This window comes from Neobacillus sp. DHD-1R (genome assembly GCF_057747995.1).
The window spans coordinates 2,817,334-2,837,155 of record NZ_CM173232.1; the positions used below are offsets into that span (position 1 = coordinate 2,817,334).

The 19,822-nt window shown below is 37.4% G+C and carries 18 protein-coding genes; 11 read left to right on the forward strand and 7 right to left on the reverse strand.

The features are described from left to right. Nucleotides 1–6 precede the first annotated feature (6 nt). From AC3ANL_RS13620 to AC3ANL_RS13645, 6 genes are all read right to left on the reverse strand, one after another. Nucleotides 7–945 (reverse strand): ring-cleaving dioxygenase, encoded by a 939-nt coding sequence (locus tag AC3ANL_RS13620; RefSeq protein WP_488324977.1) that lies wholly within the window; start codon nucleotides 943–945, stop codon nucleotides 7–9. 126 nt (nucleotides 946–1,071) lie between these two features. Continuing rightward, nucleotides 1,072–1,500 (reverse strand): MarR family winged helix-turn-helix transcriptional regulator, encoded by a 429-nt coding sequence (locus AC3ANL_RS13625; protein ID WP_488324978.1) that lies wholly within the window; start codon nucleotides 1,498–1,500, stop codon nucleotides 1,072–1,074. A 178-nt stretch (nucleotides 1,501–1,678) separates the two neighbouring features. Further along, nucleotides 1,679–2,419: a type I methionyl aminopeptidase gene (gene map, locus AC3ANL_RS13630; RefSeq protein ID WP_488324979.1), complete on the reverse strand. Its 741-nt coding sequence runs from the start codon at nucleotides 2,417–2,419 to the stop codon at nucleotides 1,679–1,681. 130 nt (nucleotides 2,420–2,549) lie between these two features. Then, a complete protein-coding gene (locus tag AC3ANL_RS13635; RefSeq protein ID WP_488324980.1) occupies nucleotides 2,550–4,058 on the reverse strand; it encodes a pyruvate kinase in 1,509 nt (502 codons plus the stop codon). Nucleotides 4,059–4,236: 178 nt separating this feature from the next. After that, the gene (locus tag AC3ANL_RS13640; protein WP_488324981.1) at nucleotides 4,237–5,595 is read right to left on the reverse strand and encodes an arsenic transporter; all 1,359 of its coding nucleotides are present in this window, start codon (nucleotides 5,593–5,595) and stop codon (nucleotides 4,237–4,239) included. Between the two features lie 335 nt (nucleotides 5,596–5,930). Beyond that, nucleotides 5,931–6,515 (reverse strand): hypothetical protein, encoded by a 585-nt coding sequence (locus tag AC3ANL_RS13645; RefSeq protein WP_488324982.1) that lies wholly within the window; start codon nucleotides 6,513–6,515, stop codon nucleotides 5,931–5,933. Nucleotides 6,516–6,873: 358 nt separating this feature from the next. Here AC3ANL_RS13645 and AC3ANL_RS13650 point away from each other — a divergent pair, with 358 nt between their 5' ends. The 11 genes from AC3ANL_RS13650 (at nucleotide 6,874) to AC3ANL_RS13700 (ending at nucleotide 19,250) form a co-directional block, all read left to right on the forward strand. Continuing rightward, nucleotides 6,874–7,944 (forward strand): CotH kinase family protein, encoded by a 1,071-nt coding sequence (locus AC3ANL_RS13650; protein WP_488324983.1) that lies wholly within the window; start codon nucleotides 6,874–6,876, stop codon nucleotides 7,942–7,944. 155 nt (nucleotides 7,945–8,099) lie between these two features. Next, the gene (locus tag AC3ANL_RS13655) at nucleotides 8,100–8,627 is read left to right on the forward strand and encodes a hypothetical protein (RefSeq protein WP_488324984.1); all 528 of its coding nucleotides are present in this window, start codon (nucleotides 8,100–8,102) and stop codon (nucleotides 8,625–8,627) included. A 60-nt stretch (nucleotides 8,628–8,687) separates the two neighbouring features. Beyond that, on the forward strand, nucleotides 8,688–9,908 hold the full coding sequence (locus AC3ANL_RS13660) for a hypothetical protein (RefSeq protein ID WP_488324985.1): 1,221 nt from the start codon (nucleotides 8,688–8,690) through the stop codon (nucleotides 9,906–9,908). Nucleotides 9,909–10,095: 187 nt separating this feature from the next. Next, on the forward strand, nucleotides 10,096–10,764 hold the full coding sequence (locus AC3ANL_RS13665) for a DUF2642 domain-containing protein (protein ID WP_488324986.1): 669 nt from the start codon (nucleotides 10,096–10,098) through the stop codon (nucleotides 10,762–10,764). A 239-nt stretch (nucleotides 10,765–11,003) separates the two neighbouring features. Further along, nucleotides 11,004–12,098: a DUF4236 domain-containing protein gene (locus AC3ANL_RS13670; RefSeq protein WP_488324987.1), complete on the forward strand. Its 1,095-nt coding sequence runs from the start codon at nucleotides 11,004–11,006 to the stop codon at nucleotides 12,096–12,098. A 139-nt stretch (nucleotides 12,099–12,237) separates the two neighbouring features. Continuing rightward, nucleotides 12,238–12,630 (forward strand): thiol-disulfide oxidoreductase DCC family protein, encoded by a 393-nt coding sequence (locus tag AC3ANL_RS13675; RefSeq protein WP_488324988.1) that lies wholly within the window; start codon nucleotides 12,238–12,240, stop codon nucleotides 12,628–12,630. Nucleotides 12,631–12,737: 107 nt separating this feature from the next. Next, a complete protein-coding gene (locus AC3ANL_RS13680; RefSeq protein ID WP_488324989.1) occupies nucleotides 12,738–13,928 on the forward strand; it encodes a M14 family metallopeptidase in 1,191 nt (396 codons plus the stop codon). 605 nt (nucleotides 13,929–14,533) lie between these two features. Then, a complete protein-coding gene (treP, locus tag AC3ANL_RS13685) occupies nucleotides 14,534–15,958 on the forward strand; it encodes a PTS system trehalose-specific EIIBC component (protein WP_488324990.1) in 1,425 nt (474 codons plus the stop codon). A gap of 83 nt (nucleotides 15,959–16,041) precedes the next feature. Next, nucleotides 16,042–17,706 carry an alpha,alpha-phosphotrehalase gene (gene treC / locus AC3ANL_RS13690; protein WP_488324991.1) on the forward strand — a complete coding sequence of 555 codons (1,665 nt, stop codon included), beginning with the start codon at nucleotides 16,042–16,044 and terminating at the stop codon, nucleotides 17,704–17,706. A 14-nt stretch (nucleotides 17,707–17,720) separates the two neighbouring features. After that, the gene (treR, locus tag AC3ANL_RS13695) at nucleotides 17,721–18,434 is read left to right on the forward strand and encodes a trehalose operon repressor (protein WP_488324992.1); all 714 of its coding nucleotides are present in this window, start codon (nucleotides 17,721–17,723) and stop codon (nucleotides 18,432–18,434) included. Between the two features lie 138 nt (nucleotides 18,435–18,572). Then, the gene (locus tag AC3ANL_RS13700; protein ID WP_488324993.1) at nucleotides 18,573–19,250 is read left to right on the forward strand and encodes an SOS response-associated peptidase; all 678 of its coding nucleotides are present in this window, start codon (nucleotides 18,573–18,575) and stop codon (nucleotides 19,248–19,250) included. Between the two features lie 238 nt (nucleotides 19,251–19,488). On the opposite strand, the gene AC3ANL_RS13705 is transcribed toward AC3ANL_RS13700, so the two are convergent. After that, nucleotides 19,489–19,731, reverse strand: coding sequence for a hypothetical protein (locus AC3ANL_RS13705; protein ID WP_488324994.1), 243 nt, complete (start codon nucleotides 19,729–19,731; stop codon nucleotides 19,489–19,491). Nucleotides 19,732–19,822: the final 91 nt, after the last annotated feature.

A 19,822-nucleotide genomic window follows, 5' to 3' on the forward strand; every position in this document is an offset into this window, starting at 1 on the left:
CAGAAATTAGTCTAATTCTCTTACTTCAATTGGAATCAACGCACGTTCAAGTTGTCCACGATGTGATTCATATTGTGCAGGCAACATCAATTTTTTACCCATCGTTGCTTGCGATTCATCATGAGCAAATCCTGGAGGATCCGTGGCAATTTCAAATAAGATTCTTCCATGCTCTCTAAAGTAAATAGCATTAAAGTAGTTTCGATCTTGCACTGGAGTAACACCATAACCGTTAGCCTCTACATACTTTTTCCAATCTAACTGATCCTGGTCGTCACTTGCGCGCCATGCAATATGGTGGACTGTGCCTACACCCATCTGCCCTAGTCCAATCGGAGTTAATTTAACATCAATAATATTCCCGATATCAGCTAAAGAGCGAAAACGGACGAAATCGCCTTCCTTTCCAACAAAGCTGAGACCTAATACTTTTTCAAGTAACTCCGCTGTTTTGTTAGGTTGGGTAGATAAGAGCGTTGCTCCCCCAAACCCTTTTATGGCTACTTCAGGTGTTACCCCGCCAAATGTCCTAGTATTGACTTCCCCTTCTTCTCTTTCAACGATCTCTAAATGAAGTCCATGTGGATCATCAAATTCTAAATACTGCTCGCCGAATCGCTCCATTTTTGTATAAGAAACCTTGAATTTCGCAAGTCTTTTTTCCCAGAATTCCATTGCACCTCCAGGAACAACATAACTTGTAACACCTACTTGACCATCTCCAATTATCCCTTGCCGAGCTCCTGCCCATGGAAAAAAGGTGATAATGGTACCTGGCTTGCCTCCTTCATTACCGAAATAAAGATGATACGTACCTGGATCGTCGAAGTTTACCGTTTGTTTCACTAAACGCAAACCTAGGACACCGGCATAAAAGTCAACATTTTCTTGTGGATGACCCACTATGGCTGTAATATGGTGTATACCCATTGTTTGTTTAGACACGTTATTTCCACTCCTTTTTTGATAGTATTTACAAAAGGTTTAGATTTTCATATTTATATTTAACTCAAGTATCTCTACTTGAAGATATTTTAGAAGAAAAAAACTCGTGTTCTTTGAAAAACCTCATTACTCTTTTACGCTTTTTTCAACTTTTTGCAGAAGATGAATCATGGTCTGCACCTCATCATTATTCAATGTTCCAAACATATTATTAATCAATTCTTCATGAACAGGCATAATTTGATTCATTAACTCAATGCCATCATGTGTTAATATTACATGTATGACTCGGCGATCTTCAGGGCATGGTTGACGATTGATTAGACCTCTTTGTTCTAGTTTGTCGATAACATAGGTCATGGAACCACTTGAGATTAAGATACTATTCCCAATTTGATGGATGGTTTGTTTTCCTTTATAGTAAAGCACCTCTAAAACTGAAAATTCCGTAACAGTTAGTTTGTTTTTGGACATTTCATCCCTTATACAGTCCTGAATGGCTTTCGATGTTTGCATCAATACTAGAAATGGCTCGCTCTTGCATTTGCTTCTCATTTAACCACCTCCCTTACTTTATTACTTCGAATTAAAATATCTTGAATATGAGATAATTATAATGCAAATAAATAAAACTGTCAAATACTATATACAGGCCTTCTCTGTGGACATGAGATCTTTCAATTTAAAAAAGAGAACGTAATTCTACGCTCTCTCTGAAATGAAGTTTCTTCCTTTATTTAGTTAAAATAATTGGACCGTCTTTTGTAACAATCATCGTATGCTCATATTGGGCAACGAAGCTTTTTTCCGTTACAAACGTCCATCCATCCTCTAATTGAAACACTTCCTCATCATGTGTTGAGATAAATGGTTCAAAAGCAATGACCATTCCTTCCTTGAGCAGCCCGCTGTCCGAGGTTTCATTATAATTATAGATATACTCAGGAGCTTCATGAATAGTTCGACCAATCCCATGACCAGTTAGGTTCATAATGACTGTTAATCCATGCTGCCTTGCCGTTTGATGAACAACTTTACCCATACCAGTAATTTTCGCACCTGGTTTAACTTTTTTAAGTCCAGCCTCAAATGCTTCTTTGGCCACATTGCAGATTCTTGTTAATATTTCATCGCCTTTACCGACAACTATCGAAATACCGGTGTCAGCGAAATAACCGTTTTTAGAACCCGATACATCAATATTAACAAGATCCCCTTCTTTTATTTTTCGATCGCTAGGGATTCCATGTGCTACCTCTTCATTTATACTAATACAAGTATATCCTGGAAAGTCATATTCGCCCTTTGGTGCTGAAATTGCCCCTTCCTGCTCAAATAGTTCTCCGGCAATATCATCAAGTTCTTTTGTTGTAACTCCTGGTACGGCTCTTTGCACGAGTGCATCTCTAATTGATGCCACAATCCTGCCAATTTCCTTTAAACTGTTAAAATCCTCTTCTGTCTTTGCAATCATTGGACTTTCCCCAATCTATATAAATTAAAAATAAAAATCCTATTTTTAATTTTACCTATCCTGACTTAAAAAACCAAGTATTGTTGATTGTTCATACTATTTAAAAAAATACTGAAATTAAATAACATCTTCATTTTTCATTATTTAATACACCAAATTGCGCGGTTAAGTTTGGTTGTTTTAATTGAATTCTCGGAGGTTCAGACTCTTCCCTTTTCAACAATTTTACTAACATGGTTAAGGCATCGATAATGTAGGGACCTTTATTTAGCATAATACATTCTGCTTGTTTTCCGTATGATGCATCCGTTATTTCCGAGCGAGTCGGAATTCCCTTTTTTGTTAACCTTTCTAACACTCCTGTTGCCCAAACAACCGGAGTATAGGCCGCAGAACAAATTTTTAAAATTTCATCCTGTACGAAGGATAAATTTTCTGGGCCAACTTCAACAGCCAAATCTCCCCGGGCAAGCATTATACCAAATCTCTGAAAAGTTAATCCTTCTAAGAGGATTCTAGCCAGTTGATGGACTGCATCCTTTGTTTCTATTTTTGCTACCACCCCTATATTCAAAGCGCCAAGGTTTCCTAACTCTGCACGTAATTTTTGTAAATCTAGTGGAGAATGCACAAAGGATATGCCCAAAATGTCAGCATAATTTGTAACAAAAACTAAATCCTTCCTATCCTTTTCAGTTAAAGCCGGTACATTTAAACTGAGTAGGGAATCGGGCAAATTCAATCCCTTGCCCTCTTTTATCCGTAATCCTTTTGTGGTCGGTGAATAAATTTCTATTTCGATGTATTCGTTTGCTATTTGAGTAACGATTCCATGAATTTTTCCATCGTCGATAAAAACACGATCCTTGAGCCGAACATTTCGAAACGCCTTTTTCAGTGTTACTGGGACACCAGCAGGACCATCAATTGTTGCGGGATGTCCTTGCTTCTCGGGGTTAAGGTATAGTCGGACGAAATCTCCCTTCATAACCGTGATATCGCTTGAAGCCAGTTCTCCGATTCGTACCTTTGGGCCAGCTAAATCCATATAAATTTTACAATTCCTATTAGGATATTTACCGTCGTCTTTTAGCTTCTTTTCCGTCCTACGTAAATCTTCAATTAATTGCTTCCATATCTCTGCATGATCATGAGCACAATTTATTCTAACAATATTCATTCCATTCAAAAGTAATTTTTCCATCTGTTCTGGATGGTTTAATATTTTTGAATCTAATGTTACCATAATGGCCGAATGAAGACGATGATCCCTTTTCCCAAAAAGATTTTCTGAACGCTTTTTCAGTAATTTCCTTGCATCACCTGGGGTGGCAGTTGTGAGATTGGTTGGCAGAATCGCAGCGGTATTCAAATGATATAATATTTTTTCTAAAGTATATAAAATGTGTGTTTGGTGATGGTCTAGTGCAGCAAGTCCTCTGTCTTCCAATCCATGGCGTAAAATATTGAGATGTTGTTCACGAAGTACTAAATAGCCAATTAAATTATCGCGACAATATGAAGCGTCATTTACCAGATGATGATAGGTGTCCACTTGCTGACAAGCATGGATAATTTGGTTATAGATACTCTCTATTTGTTGAAGCAATTTTTCGTGATTGATCGAAAAATTGGTCACATCCTATTCACATCCTTAAAGACTAAAAGATTTCCATTTATTTTATTATTCAATCAAAACAAAAGTGTGCACGTATCAAGGAGATTGAATATTGTTGATTTCCCATTAACAATATTGTCTAAAATAAAAAAAGCTTGAACGGTTATGATGCCGCTGCAAACTTTTTTCTGATCGACCCTTATTTAACAAAAACTAGTAATAACCATAGGTACAAGCTGAATAAAGTAAAGATTAGTGTCGGTGGAATAACGACGAGGGTTACTTTCATGTACTCCAGCCAAGATATTTTAATTTTATTTTTCTTTAATATATGCATCCAGATAAGGGTTGCGAGGGTACCAATTGGCAGGATGAGGGATCCAATATCACTTCCAATAATGTTAGCTAAGTAAACGGTTTTCATGATTAATGGGTCTAGTCCCATATCCGTCAGTGCCAAAGTTGAAATCATTAAGGCAGGATGGTTGTTAAAAATGTTTGACAATAGTGCAGTGATTATTCCCATCGTGATGCTGGCATGTAGCAGGCTATCATGGACTAACGTTTTTAGATTTTCTATTAAGATATTGGTTAATCCTATATTGTGTAAACCAAATATGATGACGTACATGCTAAAGGCAAAGATTAAAATGTGCCACGGGATTTTTCCTACTACGTCCTTCGGATTTACCTTTAAATATATCCATCTCCAGATTAATAAAATGAGTGAACCACACACGGCCACTAATGAAACGGAGATACCAATAAAGGAAGCAACGAAAAGACTGATTCTCACCAAAAATACGAAGATAAGCATGTTAATCATCAGTTTTTTTTGTTGTTCAAATAAGACTTCAGCATTTTTTTGCAATGGATGGAAGGGACGGTTTTTTTGTAGCGGAATGGAGTAGGAATGGAAGCGGATCACTTTTGGAATATCTTTTTTGAAGACAAGGAACAACAAGTAGGATAAAAATAATAAGCCAAGTACGCCTGGAACAAACATCATTTCTGTTTGCAGATATAGGTCCATCCCAATAATTTTCAAAGCTATGAGATTAACGATGTTACTAACGCCAATAGGAGCACTTGAAGCAGTAGCTATTAAAGCACCACTTAGAAGAAATGGGATTTTTTCGCTATTTTTCAACTTCAGATTATTTAAGATCAGGATGAGAATGGGTGTGGTAATTAAGATACTTCCATCATTATTAAAAAACAACGTCATTAAAAAGCAAAGTAATAATGTATTCCAGTATAAGCGAATACCTGAACCTTTTGATAATTTTAACATAAGAGCCGCTGTCCAGCTAAAAAATCCAAAGCTTTCAAGTACTATTGCCATAACAATCGTAGCAATAATCGTAATGGCCGCCCCGGTTACCTTTGAACTTATGTCTAACAAGTCCCCCACTGAAACGCTTCCACTTAGAAAGACCATAATAGCACCAATGGTGGCAGGTATGGCTTCATTCATATTTTTAGGACGGATAAAAATCATGACCATGGTGAGGATAAAAGCAAATATAGTGATGATCACCGTCGATTGATGATACATAAAAATGAATTTACTCCCTTCAATTAGTTTCCTTCTTTGATTTTCCGTTTGTTTCTTTCTTGTCCTTTGCTATATAGTACGTCGAAAACGAAGGCTTGTTCTAAACGAATATCTCGACTAAACTTAAATCAGCATTAATCTAGATCCTTTTTTAAAAAAATTTATAGATTCCTGCCTCCCTTTTTAAATAGGATTTTAATAGCTGGTATCTCCAATAGTCATATGTATCGCAAATAAATGAATGTTACAATCTAACTAGCGAGATTAGGTCTAAAGGGATGGCAAATATTTTGAAGAAATTAAAGCCGATACAATAAAAGTACCGGCTTTAAATGTTATATACTATAATGAAAAACTTCTAGAAAACTAAAGGAAGATCCACAAAAGCTATAGTTAATCTTATTTCTTACCTTTTGGACCTTTACCTTTGCCCTTGGAACCTCTGCTTCCGCGTGAACCTTTGCTTCCACGTGAACCTTTGCTTCCACGTGAACCTTTGCTTCCGCGTGAACCTTTGCTGCCGTGAGAACCTCTGCTTCCGCGTGAACCCTTGCTGCCGTGAGAACCTCTGCTTCCGCGTGAACCCTTGCTGCCGTGAGAACCTTTGCTTCCGCGTGAACCCTTGCTGCCGTGAGAACCTCTGCTTCCGCGTGAACCCTTGCTGCCGTGAGAACCTCTGCTTCCGCGTGAACCTTTGCTGCCCCGTGAACCTTTGCTGCCGTGAGAACCTCTGCTGCCATGAGAGCCTCTGCTGCCCCAAGAACCTTTGCTGCCATGAGAGCCTCTGCTGCCCCAAGAACCTTTGCTGCCATGAGAGCCTCTGCTTCCGTGAGAACCTCTGCTTCCGTGAGAACCCCTGCTTCCGTGAGAACCCCTGCTTCCGTGAGAACCTCTGCTTCCGCGTGAACCCCTGCTGCCATGAGAGCCTCTGCTTCCGTGAGAACCTCTACTGCCTTGAGAACCCCTGCTGCCCTTTTTCCCTTTTCCTTTCCCTTTTCCTTTCGATCCTAATTTAAACTCAACAGGATTATTGATTAAAAACTCCATAACCCCGTTTTCCTGTGCTTGGGATAACAAATTTTCCATTGCCATACTCATCTGTATTCTCCACCACTTTCCAAAAATTTTTATGCTCATTGTTAATTTATGGAGAGAAGGTGGAATTGGTTATAGACAATCATTTATTTTTTTATAATGAGCTTAATGCCTATAAAGTGCACCATAATTATGTTAAAAGCATAGTATTCTAAAAAATATGTATTTATAGGGGTATTTATAGTGGAAAAATATGAGATTCTTATCAATCCAAAGGTGTTAAACCAGCTAAATAAAGATATTTGGATGGATGAACATGTACCTGCTGTACTCAAAATAGGAAACAATCAATATTCCATCGACCTTGCTTATCGTGGGAATGTGATTCGAAAGAAAAAAAAGAAATCCTATAATATCGTTTTTCAAAAACCCTTTATTGTTAATGGAGCCCATGAAATTCATCTAAATGCTGAATATAACGATATATCACTTAGCAGGAACAAGCTTTCCCTTGATTTCTTTGACCGAATCGGTGTAGTCTCCCCTCATTCAAAACATATTCTTCTCTATATTAATGGGTTTTGTAAAGGTATTTACTTAGAGCTTGAATCCTTCGATCAATTTCTTTTGCAAAAAAGAAATTTACCGATCGGTCCCATTATTTATGCAACCAATTACCATGCGAATTTCTCCTTGCTGAATCCAGAAAAGGAATTGAAAACAAAATTATCTGAAGGATACACTATAAAACATGGTGAAAAAAAGGATCTTTCACAGGTAGAAAGCTTTATTGCGATGACGAATACCCTAAGTAATGAGGAATTTGTAACACAAATAACAAAGGTGCTTGATGTTGATCAATACCTGACATGGCTGGCCGGCGTTGTTTGTACACAAAATTTTGACGGATTTATTCATAATTATGCACTTTACCAAAATGGTGTAACTGGACTTTATGAAATCACTCCTTGGGATTATGACGGGACTTGGGGTAGAGACTTATACGGTAAACCACTCGAACACGACTTTGTACCTATAACAGGATATAATACGCTGACTGGAAGAATCCTTCATTTTCCTGTTTTTAAAAAGAAATACCATGATGTTCTTTCCTGTTTGTTAGAAAAGGATTTTACTGTTGAAACACAATCAAGAGTAATTGATGATGTTTTTCAACAAATAAAACCCGTTATTCACTTGGATCCCTATATCCATCGAAGTGTAGACGTTCTTAATTCCGAAAAAGAATTTATGATCAATTTTATTAAAAAAAGAAATGACTACCTAAAACAACATTTAAATAAGCTTTCATGATGAAACATGTATATGGTTGAATATCATATACTTTTTTTTGCCTATTTTTCACCAAAACTATGAAAAAAAGGCTCCTTTATTAGTACAACATCACCCCGTGATACATATAGATGCAGTGTAAATGTTTATTTAATTTGAAGGAGGAAAATTCTTTTATGGATAGAGAACTAATGAATCAACATGTGGGTAAGACAATTAGGGTTGATCGGGGCGGTCCAGAATCTAGAATCGGAAAATTGCTTGCGGTATTCGAAGACTATTTTGTCCTTTTAACTGAAAGCGACGGTGTGGTTTACTACAAGACGAATCATATCAGAAGTATTACAGAAAGCTCTAAGGACATATTGAAATTCGGGATCAAGGTTCCTGAAAAATTGGAATTCAAGACAGCAGAAAACTTTCATCAACTTTTAGAAAGCATTAGATTCCAATGGGTTAGAATCAACCGCAGTGGTGGCGCAGAATCATTAGAAGGCGTACTAAGTGATTCCAACAAGCATTTTGCTTCCCTTATTGTTAAAGATGAAGTAGTACGCTTCTCGATGAAACACATTCGTAATATCAGCTACGGATTGATGGTTGAAAAGCATAAAAAAGATGACGATTCTAAAAAGGACGATAGTAACGATAAAGATTCAAACGATGATAACCAAAAAAACGATAATAACGAAGATAACGAATAACCATTACGTCGCTTCTCCAAAAAGAGGAGCGACACATTATCTCTTAAGGAGGATTAAAACATGGGGTTAGATAAATTTTCAGCTGCATTGGATTTATTAAAAGGATTTCATGTAAATCTCTATGTAGGTGAAGACGTCTTCAAAGGAAAATTGATCGGTGTAGAAACAGACCATGTTGTTTTGGAAACCGCAAAGAAGTACATTTTTTATTATAATATTGATAAAATTCAAGCTATTACCAAAAATACCAAACAGTTCCAACCTGAGGAATCAACGGTAAATTTCCAAAAAACACAAAGTTTGAAAGAACTTTTACACTCATTCCAACATTCTTGGGTAACAATTTTGAGTATTAATAAACAAAAATTTACCGGTGTATTAAGTGAAATTGATGAAGATTTTGCAACTTTAATAAATGGTGAAGAACGAATCTTAATTAAACTAACACATATTTCTAATATTTTAAAAGGGTTTATTAAAGAAGAGGTAACAAAGTCTAAGGAAAATAAGTCCAAAGATTCGAAGAAAGAAAATCAAAATAAGACAGATTCAGAGGAAAAAGAAATAAAAGATAAGGAAAGTCCTGTTTGTGAAACAAAAGATGACAAATCAGATCACAAGAAAGAAGACAACATAAAGCATAAAACTAAAATTACAACAGAAAAGAAAGATAACACTATTGAGCCATGTGACAAGCCAGATACACATCATGAAGTCGTAGCTTCAATCGTAAGTCATGAATCAAACCTTAACATGGTCTGGTCTCAGCCGATAAAAATTGAAACCTCTGTAACACAACCAATGGATGAACACACTACTAAAGGTAAAAAACATCAGTCGGTTGGCGAAACAACAACACATAAAGCTAAAAATGAAATGAAAAAACCTATGAGTGAAATGAATCAAAAAGACAAAATGCTTGATGAATCTCATATGAATAAGGAAAAGGAAACGAAACCAGTGAAAGAAAGTGCTGCTTCAAAAATGGAAACGAAAACAGTGAAAGAACCTGCTGCTTCAAAAATGGACACGAAAAATACTGGTTCTAAACCTGTTCATCAAAGAGAAGGAAAGGCAAAAAAATCTCACGAGACAGCGTCAAGCAAAACAGAAAATGCAAAAGTCGAAAAATTCTCGAATGATACTAAAAATGTTTGGAAACAAAAAGATCATGAAAAAAGGGCTATCCGATTTACTGGTGAGCCTGTTCCAAAAAATAGCGAACGAGCATTCCCGTTTGCAGGTTGGCCCAACAAAAGCAAAAGAACATTTAGATTTTAATCGAAACCACCTATAAAGTATGCAGAATACACATTGGGGTTCTTTCGATCTGAAAATATCTTGGAAACATACAAAGCTTTTTACAAATTTGAGCTGGGCAAGTCTATTAAAATAATTATTTTTAAGAAATAGTTTTTTTAAGCCCTTCTCTATTTGTAAATGACTACCTAGGAAAGGATGTGAATATATGAAAATGAAAGAAAATATCGGCAAATATATTAAACTTGAAATTTCGGGGAAGAAATACATTAGCGGATTGTTAGTGGATATCGGCAGTGATTTGTGGGTCATGTTTAATGGGATTGATTACCTGTATATTCCGACTATTCATATTCAAAACTGGCAATTTTTGAAACAGTATGAAATAGATGAAATTAGCTTTAGTGATGAACCCACACCAATTTTTAATCATAATGAGGAAATATCCTTGCGAAAAACCCTTACCTCAGCCAAAGGGGTCTTCACTGAAATCTATGTGACAAGTAACCAAGCACTGCATGGCTATATCATTAGTATCATGAATAATTACTTTGTCTTCTACTCCCCTATTTACAAAACGATGTTCATCTCTCTCAACCATTTAAAGTGGCTAATCCCTTACACAAATAATCAACGGCCTTACGGTTTAAGCAATTCCAGCTTGCCGGTAAACCCAAGTAATCTTACATTTGCCCGGTCGTTTGAGGTGCAAATTGATAAATTAGTTGGTGAATTAATTGTTTTTAATATTGGTGAAAATGAGCATGTAATGGGTAAAATTCTAGGAATTAAGAATAATTTTGTTGAATTGATTGGTGCCAAAGAAACTCCATTTTATATTAATCTTCAGCATATAAAAACAGTCCATATGACGTAAAAAGATTAATATTTGGCTTGATATTAAACAGGCTGCTTATAAAAAGAGTGTCAAAATGACACTCTTTTTATAAGTATATGAGTGGAACAGTGGGTGGAAACTAGTTCACGATTTATTTTTTATGGTTTTGGATCTTTAACTCATGCATCGAAATAGCATATGTCTTACCCTGCTTATTGTAAATGACAAACAACAGTGCCATAATTTTAAATAATAATGTTAATGGGAGGGGTTATTTTATGGGCTTGCGTTTTCGGAAAAGCTTTAAAATCGCACCTGGGGTGAGAATGAATTTAGGAAAAACTGGTGTTGGCTTAAGTGTTGGCGGACACGGATTACGATATTCCGTACATAGCAGCGGAAGAACAACAACAAGTGTTGGGATTCCAGGTTCTGGACTATATTACACCACAACATCGGGAACAAAATCCTATAAAACCCCAGCCTATCAACGACGGAATGAGCTAGCCAGGCTGCAACGAGAGCAACAAAAACTGCAGGAGTTAGAATATACAAGGCTCCAAGTGGATTTATATGAAAATAGACTTGATCAAATCCGGTCCATTCATCATGAATGCGATGACCCTGTCGATTGGCAAGAGGTTTATCACCGGCAGCCCCCGTTTCAGAACGGCGAAGAAGGACCGAATACTTTAACTGCACGCCAGCAGCTTGAAGCCTACCACCCTGGTTTATTAGAACGGTTAACTAAACGAAGCGATGCGAAGATGCAGAAATTATATGAAGAAATTGAAATGGCAAAAGAAAAGGATCAAGCATTAATGAGTGATTGGAAAAACATGCACTTAGTTGCAGATAGGATTCTCCATCGTGATCTTGACGCCTATTTAGAAGTCCTCCAGGATTTTTCTCCACTGGACGATTTGGTGGAGTTTGGCAGTGGGTTTGAATTTGGCTCAGATGACCCAAACGTAATGCATGTCTCCTTTGATGTCAACGCTCAAAGTGTTGTACCGGAAAAGGCATTATCCTTAACGAAAACAGGGAAATTATCAGAAAAGAACCTGACTAAGACCACGTACTTTGATATATATCAAGATTATGTATGTAGTTGTGCCTTACGCAATGCCAGAGATATTTTTGCTCTTTTACCTGTTCAATTTGTTTATGTTCATGCCTATGAGGATCGGGTTAATTCGGCAACAGGCTACATGGAAAAGATAACGATTCTCTCGGTCAAATATGACAGAATAACCATGAACCGGTTGAACTTTACACAACTAGATCCATCAGATGCACTAACTAACTTCCCACATAAAATGAAATTCAAAAAAACCCAAGGCTTTGAAGACGTCGGAACGGAAATCAATTAACCAGCCATTTATAGTGGTAATGGTGTCAGGCACCATCCATGGACACTGTCCACACTGAGAGGACAAATAACCGAAGATTACCTAATTTCCCTAGTCCTTTATATTTAGAAGAAATGTTACTTTAAAGTTGGTGATTACAGTGGTACGAATTGTTTTATTTGATGGGGTTTGCAATCTGTGCGACAACAGTGTGCAATTTATTCTAAAAAGAGACCCAGCCGGCAACTTTAAATTCGCCTCCCTTCAAAGCGAAACTGGTCAAGAATTATTAAAAAAACATGGCATAAGCCCAGACATTAACAGCTTTGTATTGATTGAAAATGGAAGCATATATTTAAAATCCAGCGCAGTATTACGTGTATGTAGGCACTTAAGTGGAGTTTGGAGAATCGGATCAGTATTGGTAATCCTCCCTCCCTTCATACGCGATTACCTATACGATGTCATTGCGAAAAACCGCTATAGATGGTTTGGTAAAAAAGAAAACTGCCTGCTGCCATTGCCCGAATGGAAAAACCGATTTTTAGACTAAAGGCATGGTGCTCGACTGAATGGTGCCTCACACCCTAAATCACACTAATAATTTATTCCATAAAGAATACATTTTATTAATACTATTCTTTCAGCAGGAGGCGAAAAATGGATATTTTTGTTAGACAAGGGGATTCATTATGGCACTACAGTCAGTTGTTTAAAATTAGTTTACCGCTCATTAATGATTCAAATCGGGATATTCAACCCAGCTCTCTTTCAGTAGGACAACGTGTGCGAATTCCAGGTTTTGTTGCTCAAGACTACCAAATTCGCCAAGGTGACACATTATGGAAAATAGCTCAAAGTCGGAATCTCCCACTGGAAGCCATTCTTTTAGTCAACCAAAACATAAACCCCAATAATCTAAAAGTCGGTCAAACGATTAAAGTACCACTTCGGATCACTTGGAAACTTGTGAATGGCGGACAAAGGTACGATTACACTTTATTAATGAATGATATTAATCGTTTGCAAGGTGTCTATCCATTTTTATTGACCTCTTCAATTGGAAAGACGGTCCTTGGAAAAAGCATTCCTGAAATCCTCATTGGAAATGGTTCCAAACGGGTCCATTATAATGCTTCATTCCATGCAAATGAATGGATTACCACACCAGTTCTCCTGACCTTCCTTAACGATTATTTGTTATCGCTGACAAATCAAACTTCTATCAGAGGTCTAACTACCTCTCGTTTTTATCAACAAAGCATGTTATCAATTGTACCAATGGTAAATCCTGATGGTGTTGATCTTGTTTTACATGGACCACCCGCAAATGAAACATGGGGTCAGCGAGTGGTAGAGTACAATAAAGGAAGTAGGGATTTTTCGGGGTGGAAAGCCAATATTCGCGGCGTAGACCTGAATGACCAATTTCCAGCCAGATGGGAGTTAGAGAAAGCCCGAAACCCTGATAAGCCTGGACCACGCGATTACGGAGGGGAAAAACCGTTATCAGAGCCTGAAGCCATTGCGATGGCAGACATGACGAGAAAGCGAGATTTTGCGAGAGTACTAGCCTTCCATACACAAGGAGAAGTCATTTACTGGGGATTTGAAAATGCGGAACCCCCAGAATCCGAGGTAATTGTACAAGAGTTTAGCAGGGTCAGTGGTTACGAACCTGTCAAATCAATCGAAAGCTATGCAGGATATAAAGACTGGTTTATCCAAGATTGGCGAAGACCCGGCTTCACGGTTGAAATTGGCAGAGGAAATAATCCCCTGCCAATTTCACAATTTGATGAAATCTATCAAAAAACACTTGAGATCTTCTTGGCCGGCCTTTACATGTAAGATGAAGAGGAGACTGAAATCCAGTCTCCTCTTTATATTAATAATTATTTCCCCACATTAATCCTTTCCCACTCTACTATGTGATGATTATTATTTTAAAATAAAAAAGAACCTTTGAAACAAGTTCAAAGGCCAAAACAAGAACATAGCGGTCTAGGCTACGCTCTCACAATTAGGAGGTCTAAACTCAGAAGAATTTTAGACAATTTCATTTTAACATTTTCCGAATTTTCATTCAATAGTTTATTGCATTAAAGTGCGAAAGTGGTACAAAAGACACAATTCAAAATATTTCCTGCTTAAGAAAAGCACTCGCATCCATATCTTATCCTAAAGAATTTCAAAGTCAGTTATTATACATACTAATAGTAAAATTTAACATATCCCCTCTTTTCAATCCAAACTGTCCTCTTTCAACCTATATGACACAAACCTAAAAAATTCCTAGTTGACACACATGTATATACAAGTTAAAATGAAACCGTAAACAAAACTTGTATATACAAGAACCAAAAAAATGAAAACGGACACAATGGCCTGTATATGGAAGCTTATAAAAACTAGAAAGAAAAAAGTAGTTAACCACTACGTAAGGGGGAAAGAAAATGACGAAGTACACAGATCCTTCGAAAGAATTACTTGAACACATTGGCGGCCAAGAAAATATCGCAGCCGTTACCCACTGTGTAACAAGAATGAGGTTCGTATTAAATGACCCGAGTAAAGCGGATGTCAAAGAAATAGAATCCATTGGACTTGTTAAAGGAACGTTTACACAAGCCGGTCAATTCCAGGTTATCATTGGGAACGAAGTAGCCAGCTTTTATAACGAATTTGTAAAGATTGCTGGTGTGGATGGTACTTCAAAAGAGGAAGCAAAACAAGCAGCAAAACAAAATCAAAACTGGTTACAGCGAATGATGGGTCACTTAGCTGAAATCTTTACACCATTAATTCCTGCCCTCGTGGTCGGAGGTTTAATCCTTGGCTTCCGGAATGTAATCGGTGACATTAAACTATTAGATGACGGCACTAAGACAATTATTGAAGTATCTCAGTTCTGGGCTGGTGTTCACTCGTTCCTATGGTTAATTGGGGAAGCAATCTTCCACTTCCTCCCTGTCGGAATCACCTGGTCTGTTGCGAAGAAAATGGGCGCGTCTCAAATACTTGGTATCGTACTTGGTATTACCTTAGTATCGCCGCAATTATTAAATGCTTACGCTGTTGCAGGTGCAAAAGAAATTCCAACATGGGATTTTGGATTTGCACACATTAAAATGATTGGTTATCAAGCACAAGTCATTCCTGCGATCCTAGCTGGAGTAGTACTAGGATTCTTAGAAACTAGATTACGTAAAATCGTTCCAAATTCCATTTCGATGATTGTTGTCCCTTTCTTTGCATTAGTTCCAACTGTATTAATTGCACACACTGTTTTAGGTCCTCTTGGTTGGGCAATTGGTTCAGGAATCTCTCATGTCGTATATTCTAGCTTAACTTCAGCCTTTGGCTGGTTATTCGCTGCCATCTTTGGTTTCGCTTATGCTCCACTCGTAATCACGGGTTTACACCACATGACAAATGCGATTGACCTTCAATTGATGAGTGAGCTTGGTGGTACAAACCTATGGCCTATGATTGCTCTATCCAATATTGCCCAAGGTTCAGCAGTTCTTGCCATGATCTTTATTAACCGTAAAAACGAAGAAGAAAAGCAGGTTTCAATCCCAGCTGCTATTTCTTGTTACTTAGGTGTTACAGAGCCAGCGATGTTCGGTATTAACTTAAAGTATGGCTTCCCATTCCTGGCTGCGATGATTGGATCGATGATTGCAGGCGTTGTGTCAGTAGCTAGCGGCGTTATGGCTAACTCCATTGGTGTCGGCGGTCTTCCTGGTATCTTATCGATTCAGCCAAAGCACATGGCAATGTTTGCAATCTGTATGTTGATTGCAATTGTAGTTCCATTCCTATTAACAAACATCTTTGCAAAAACTGGTGTTAAAAAGTTAAAACTAAAAAAATAAATGTACACTCCAGTTTAGGAGGGAGACCATCTCCCTCCTTTTCCACATTAAATAAATAAAAAAATTATAGGCAGGTGTTCAGAATGTCAACAGCATGGTGGAAAAAGGCAGTCGTCTATCAAATCTATCCAAAAAGCTTTAACGACACAACCGGTAACGGTATTGGAGATATTCGAGGTATTATTGAAAAACTTGATTATTTGAAAGAACTAGGGGTAGACGTTTTATGGCTCACTCCGATTTATAAATCCCCTCAACGTGACAATGGCTATGATATAAGTGATTATTACAGCATCCATGAAGACTATGGAACGATGGAAGATTTCGATGTGTTGCTCGCCGAAGCACATAAGCGCGGCATTAAAATTATCATGGATATCGTCATTAATCATACTTCTACTGAACATGAATGGTTTAAACAAGCAAGATCCTCAAAGGATAATCCCTACCGTGACTTCTATATTTGGAGAGATGGCATAAATGGAGAACCGCCAACCAACTGGGAATCGAAATTCGGTGGAAATGCTTGGGAGTATGATGAAACGACAGGACAATACTATCTTCACTTGTTCGATGTAACCCAAGCAGACCTCAACTGGGAAAATGAAAAGCTTCGTGAAGCCTTATATGAGATGATGCATTTCTGGCTGAAAAAAGGTGTCGATGGGTTCCGTTTGGATGTCATCAACTTAATTTCTAAAAATCAACAGTTCCCTCAGGATGAATCGGATGGCCGTAAATTTTATACGGACGGCCCAAGAATCCATGAGTTTTTACATGAAATGAATGAACGTGTATTTTCGAAATATGACATTATGACCGTTGGCGAAATGTCGTCCACCTCCATTAACAACTGTATTCGTTATACGAATCCTGACCAAGAAGAATTAAATATGACATTCAGTTTCCACCACCTAAAGGTTGATTATCCGAATGGTGATAAATGGACAAAGGCGGAGTTTGATTTTCAATCCTTGAAACAAATTTTGTCAAGCTGGCAAGTGGAGATGAACCAAGGCGGCGGCTGGAATGCCCTTTTCTGGTGTAATCATGACCAGCCACGCGCGGTTTCCCGCTTCGGAGATGACGGAAAATATCATAAAGAATCAGCTAAAATGCTGGCAACAACGCTTCATATGATGCAAGGAACACCTTATATATATCAAGGAGAAGAATTTGGGATGACAAATCCAAATTTCGATTCCATAAATGACTATCGTGATGTCGAAACATTAAATATGTTTAATATCATGAAAGATAAAGGTATGGATGAGAAAGAAATTATTGAAATCCTAAAGCAAAAATCCCGTGATAACTCTCGGACACCTGTTCAATGGAACAACAGTGAACACGCTGGGTTTACAACTGGAACACCATGGATTCCTGCAGCTGCTAATTTTAAAGAAATCAATGCAGAAAAATCACTGCAAGAAGAGAATTCAATTTTCTATCACTATCAAAAGCTGATTCAATTAAGAAAAGAGTACCCGGTAATAACAGATGGGGATTATAAATTAATTGAGGATCAGGATGTTTTCGCTTACCTTAGAACCAGTGGTTCCGAAAAACTATTAGTCATCAATAATTTTTACGGCAAAGAAACAAGCTTTGCTCTTCCCTCTCAATTAAATCTTGATGATTATCATAGTAAGATGTTACTCTCTAATTACGAGGATTCCTCGACTCAACTTACCAAGGAAATTCGATTAAGACCATATGAGTCGATTGTGTACCACTTGAAAAAATGAACGGAGATGTCTTTATGACGAACAAGTACCTAACCATATATAACCGTATTGTTGAGCAAATTAAAAGCGGAGAAATTCCGCCACAAACGCTTCTGCCCTCTGAAAATGAATTAAAGGATCAATACGATACCTCGAGGGAAACGATCCGAAAAGCGTTAAATTTACTCTCACAAAATGGCTATATACAAAAAGTTAGAGGAAAAGGTTCGATTGTTATTGACATCAACAAATTTGATTTTCCCGTTTCTGGATTAGTCAGCTTTAAGGAATTAGCAAGTAAAATGGGCCGTAAACCAAAAACCATTGTAAACGAGTTAGCAGTAATGAAACCGGATGGATTTATTCGCCAGCAGCTCCAGCTAGGAAGCAAGGATCTAGTTTGGAAGGTTATTCGCACAAGGGAAATGGGGGGTGAAAAAATCATCTTAGATAAAGATTATTTATGTACAAACATTGTCCCTTCTCTTACAGAAGAAATTTGTGCTGACTCAATATACCAATATCTTGAGAATGAATTAAATTTAACGATTAGCTTTGCAAAAAAAGAAATTGTCGTGTTGGAACCAACCCAAGAAGACCGTAATTTATTGGACCTCGAAGGTTTTCACAATGTGGTGGTGATTAAAAACTATGTCTATCTAGATGATGCCACCCTTTTTCAATACACCGAATCACGGCACCGGCCGGATAAATTTCGGTTTGTCGACTTTGCTAGACGAACCCACTAAGAAAATAGGTAAAAAAATGGAGACCTTTTTAAAGGGCTCCATTTTTTTATAGACGAATTCACTAAAACCACGACTCACTTTTTCGCTTTCTCGGTTGTATTTGCTACAATATAGTTAACATTCGTGAGGTGAAAAAACATGTGCGGACGATTCACACTAACGGCAACGTTTGAAGAAATCATTGATCGCTTCGATATTCAATCCTTCCTTGATGAAGAAAATTATTCTCCAAGCTATAATGTTGCCCCTTCCCAGTCTGTTATAGCGGTTATTAATGACGGAAAGTCAAACCGGATGGGACTTTTAAAATGGGGGCTTGTTCCACCATGGGCCAAGGAAACGTCGATTGGCTATAAGATGATTAATGCGCGGGCCGAAACCATTACGGAAAAACCAAGCTTTCGCACTGCCTTTAGAAAGAAACGCTGTTTAGTGATTGCCGATAGTTTTTACGAATGGAAACGGCATGACGACAAAACCAAAACTCCGATGCGAATTAAGCTAAAGAATGATGAGCTTTTTGCCATGGCAGGAATTTGGGAGGGATGGAAGTCTCCTGATGGAAAAATACTCTACACCTGTTCAGTAATTACAACAGGTCCTAATGAGCTAATGAAGGATATACATGACAGGATGCCTGTGATTTTGAAGCATGAAGATGAACCAACTTGGTTAAATCCAACCATTTCCGATCCTGCACAATTAAACCCGCTCCTAGTCCCCTATGACGAAAAATTAATGGAGACTTATGAAGTATCATCCTTAGTGAACTCCCCTAAAAATAACACGATTGAGCTTATTCAAAGAATTTGTTAGCGCCCTTTTTGTTAATATTTTTTCAAAATGGACATGTTCACTACATGCACGTACAAGCTTGAACATATGCTGTACTAACCCATAAAAGTTTTCCTTCTTTCGAAAGTGGCAGACACCACTTTCTTTTTTTATGTTCAAATGTTAAGGATGAATGACATATAAGAACACAATTTCCTAATAAAATGGAATAAAAATAATAAACCCCGCATCCACTATGGATTTGGGGTTATAAATAGGACTAGTTTAGCAGCGTGCTTCCATCTTTACCCTTGCAATCCCACCATTCTCGAACTTCAAATATTCCCATTATTTCATGTTTTCCTTTTTCAAAAACTTCTACAGATTCATTTGTTGAATACGAAAAAATATAGTGTGTGGGTGTTTCACTAATTATACGAAAGGAACTAATTTCTCCATCTTCCATTTCGACCATGTATACTTTACCGTTTAGTACTTCGTTTGTGAATGCTAAATTTTTCATTAAATCATCTCCCCCAAAATACTATATTTCTAATGTAGCAGAATTATGGATCCTAAAATGATCAAAATACGAAAAATTTCGCACTTATAAA

What these genes read in the sequence shown, in the direction of transcription:
- AC3ANL_RS13625 (WP_488324978.1), bottom strand. Translation starts at nt 1,500, where the DNA reads ATGAGAAGCAAATGCAAGAGCGAGCCATTTCTAGTATTGATGCAAACA.
- map (WP_488324979.1), bottom strand. Translation starts at nt 2,419, where the DNA reads ATGATTGCAAAGACAGAAGAGGATTTTAACAGTTTAAAGGAAATTGGC.
- AC3ANL_RS13640 (WP_488324981.1), bottom strand. Translation starts at nt 5,595, where the DNA reads ATGTATCATCAATCGACGGTGATCATCACTATATTTGCTTTTATCCTC.
- AC3ANL_RS13645 (WP_488324982.1), bottom strand. Translation starts at nt 6,515, where the DNA reads ATGGCAGCAGGGGTTCACGCGGAAGCAGAGGTTCTCACGGAAGCAGGG.
- AC3ANL_RS13655 (WP_488324984.1), top strand. Translation starts at nt 8,100, where the DNA reads ATGGATAGAGAACTAATGAATCAACATGTGGGTAAGACAATTAGGGTT.
- AC3ANL_RS13660 (WP_488324985.1), top strand. Translation starts at nt 8,688, where the DNA reads ATGGGGTTAGATAAATTTTCAGCTGCATTGGATTTATTAAAAGGATTT.
- AC3ANL_RS13665 (WP_488324986.1), top strand. Translation starts at nt 10,096, where the DNA reads ATGAAAATGAAAGAAAATATCGGCAAATATATTAAACTTGAAATTTCG.
- AC3ANL_RS13670 (WP_488324987.1), top strand. Translation starts at nt 11,004, where the DNA reads ATGGGCTTGCGTTTTCGGAAAAGCTTTAAAATCGCACCTGGGGTGAGA.
- AC3ANL_RS13680 (WP_488324989.1), top strand. Translation starts at nt 12,738, where the DNA reads ATGGATATTTTTGTTAGACAAGGGGATTCATTATGGCACTACAGTCAG.
- treP (WP_488324990.1), top strand. Translation starts at nt 14,534, where the DNA reads ATGACGAAGTACACAGATCCTTCGAAAGAATTACTTGAACACATTGGC.
- treC (WP_488324991.1), top strand. Translation starts at nt 16,042, where the DNA reads ATGTCAACAGCATGGTGGAAAAAGGCAGTCGTCTATCAAATCTATCCA.
- treR (WP_488324992.1), top strand. Translation starts at nt 17,721, where the DNA reads ATGACGAACAAGTACCTAACCATATATAACCGTATTGTTGAGCAAATT.
- AC3ANL_RS13700 (WP_488324993.1), top strand. Translation starts at nt 18,573, where the DNA reads ATGTGCGGACGATTCACACTAACGGCAACGTTTGAAGAAATCATTGAT.
- AC3ANL_RS13705 (WP_488324994.1), bottom strand. Translation starts at nt 19,731, where the DNA reads ATGAAAAATTTAGCATTCACAAACGAAGTACTAAACGGTAAAGTATAC.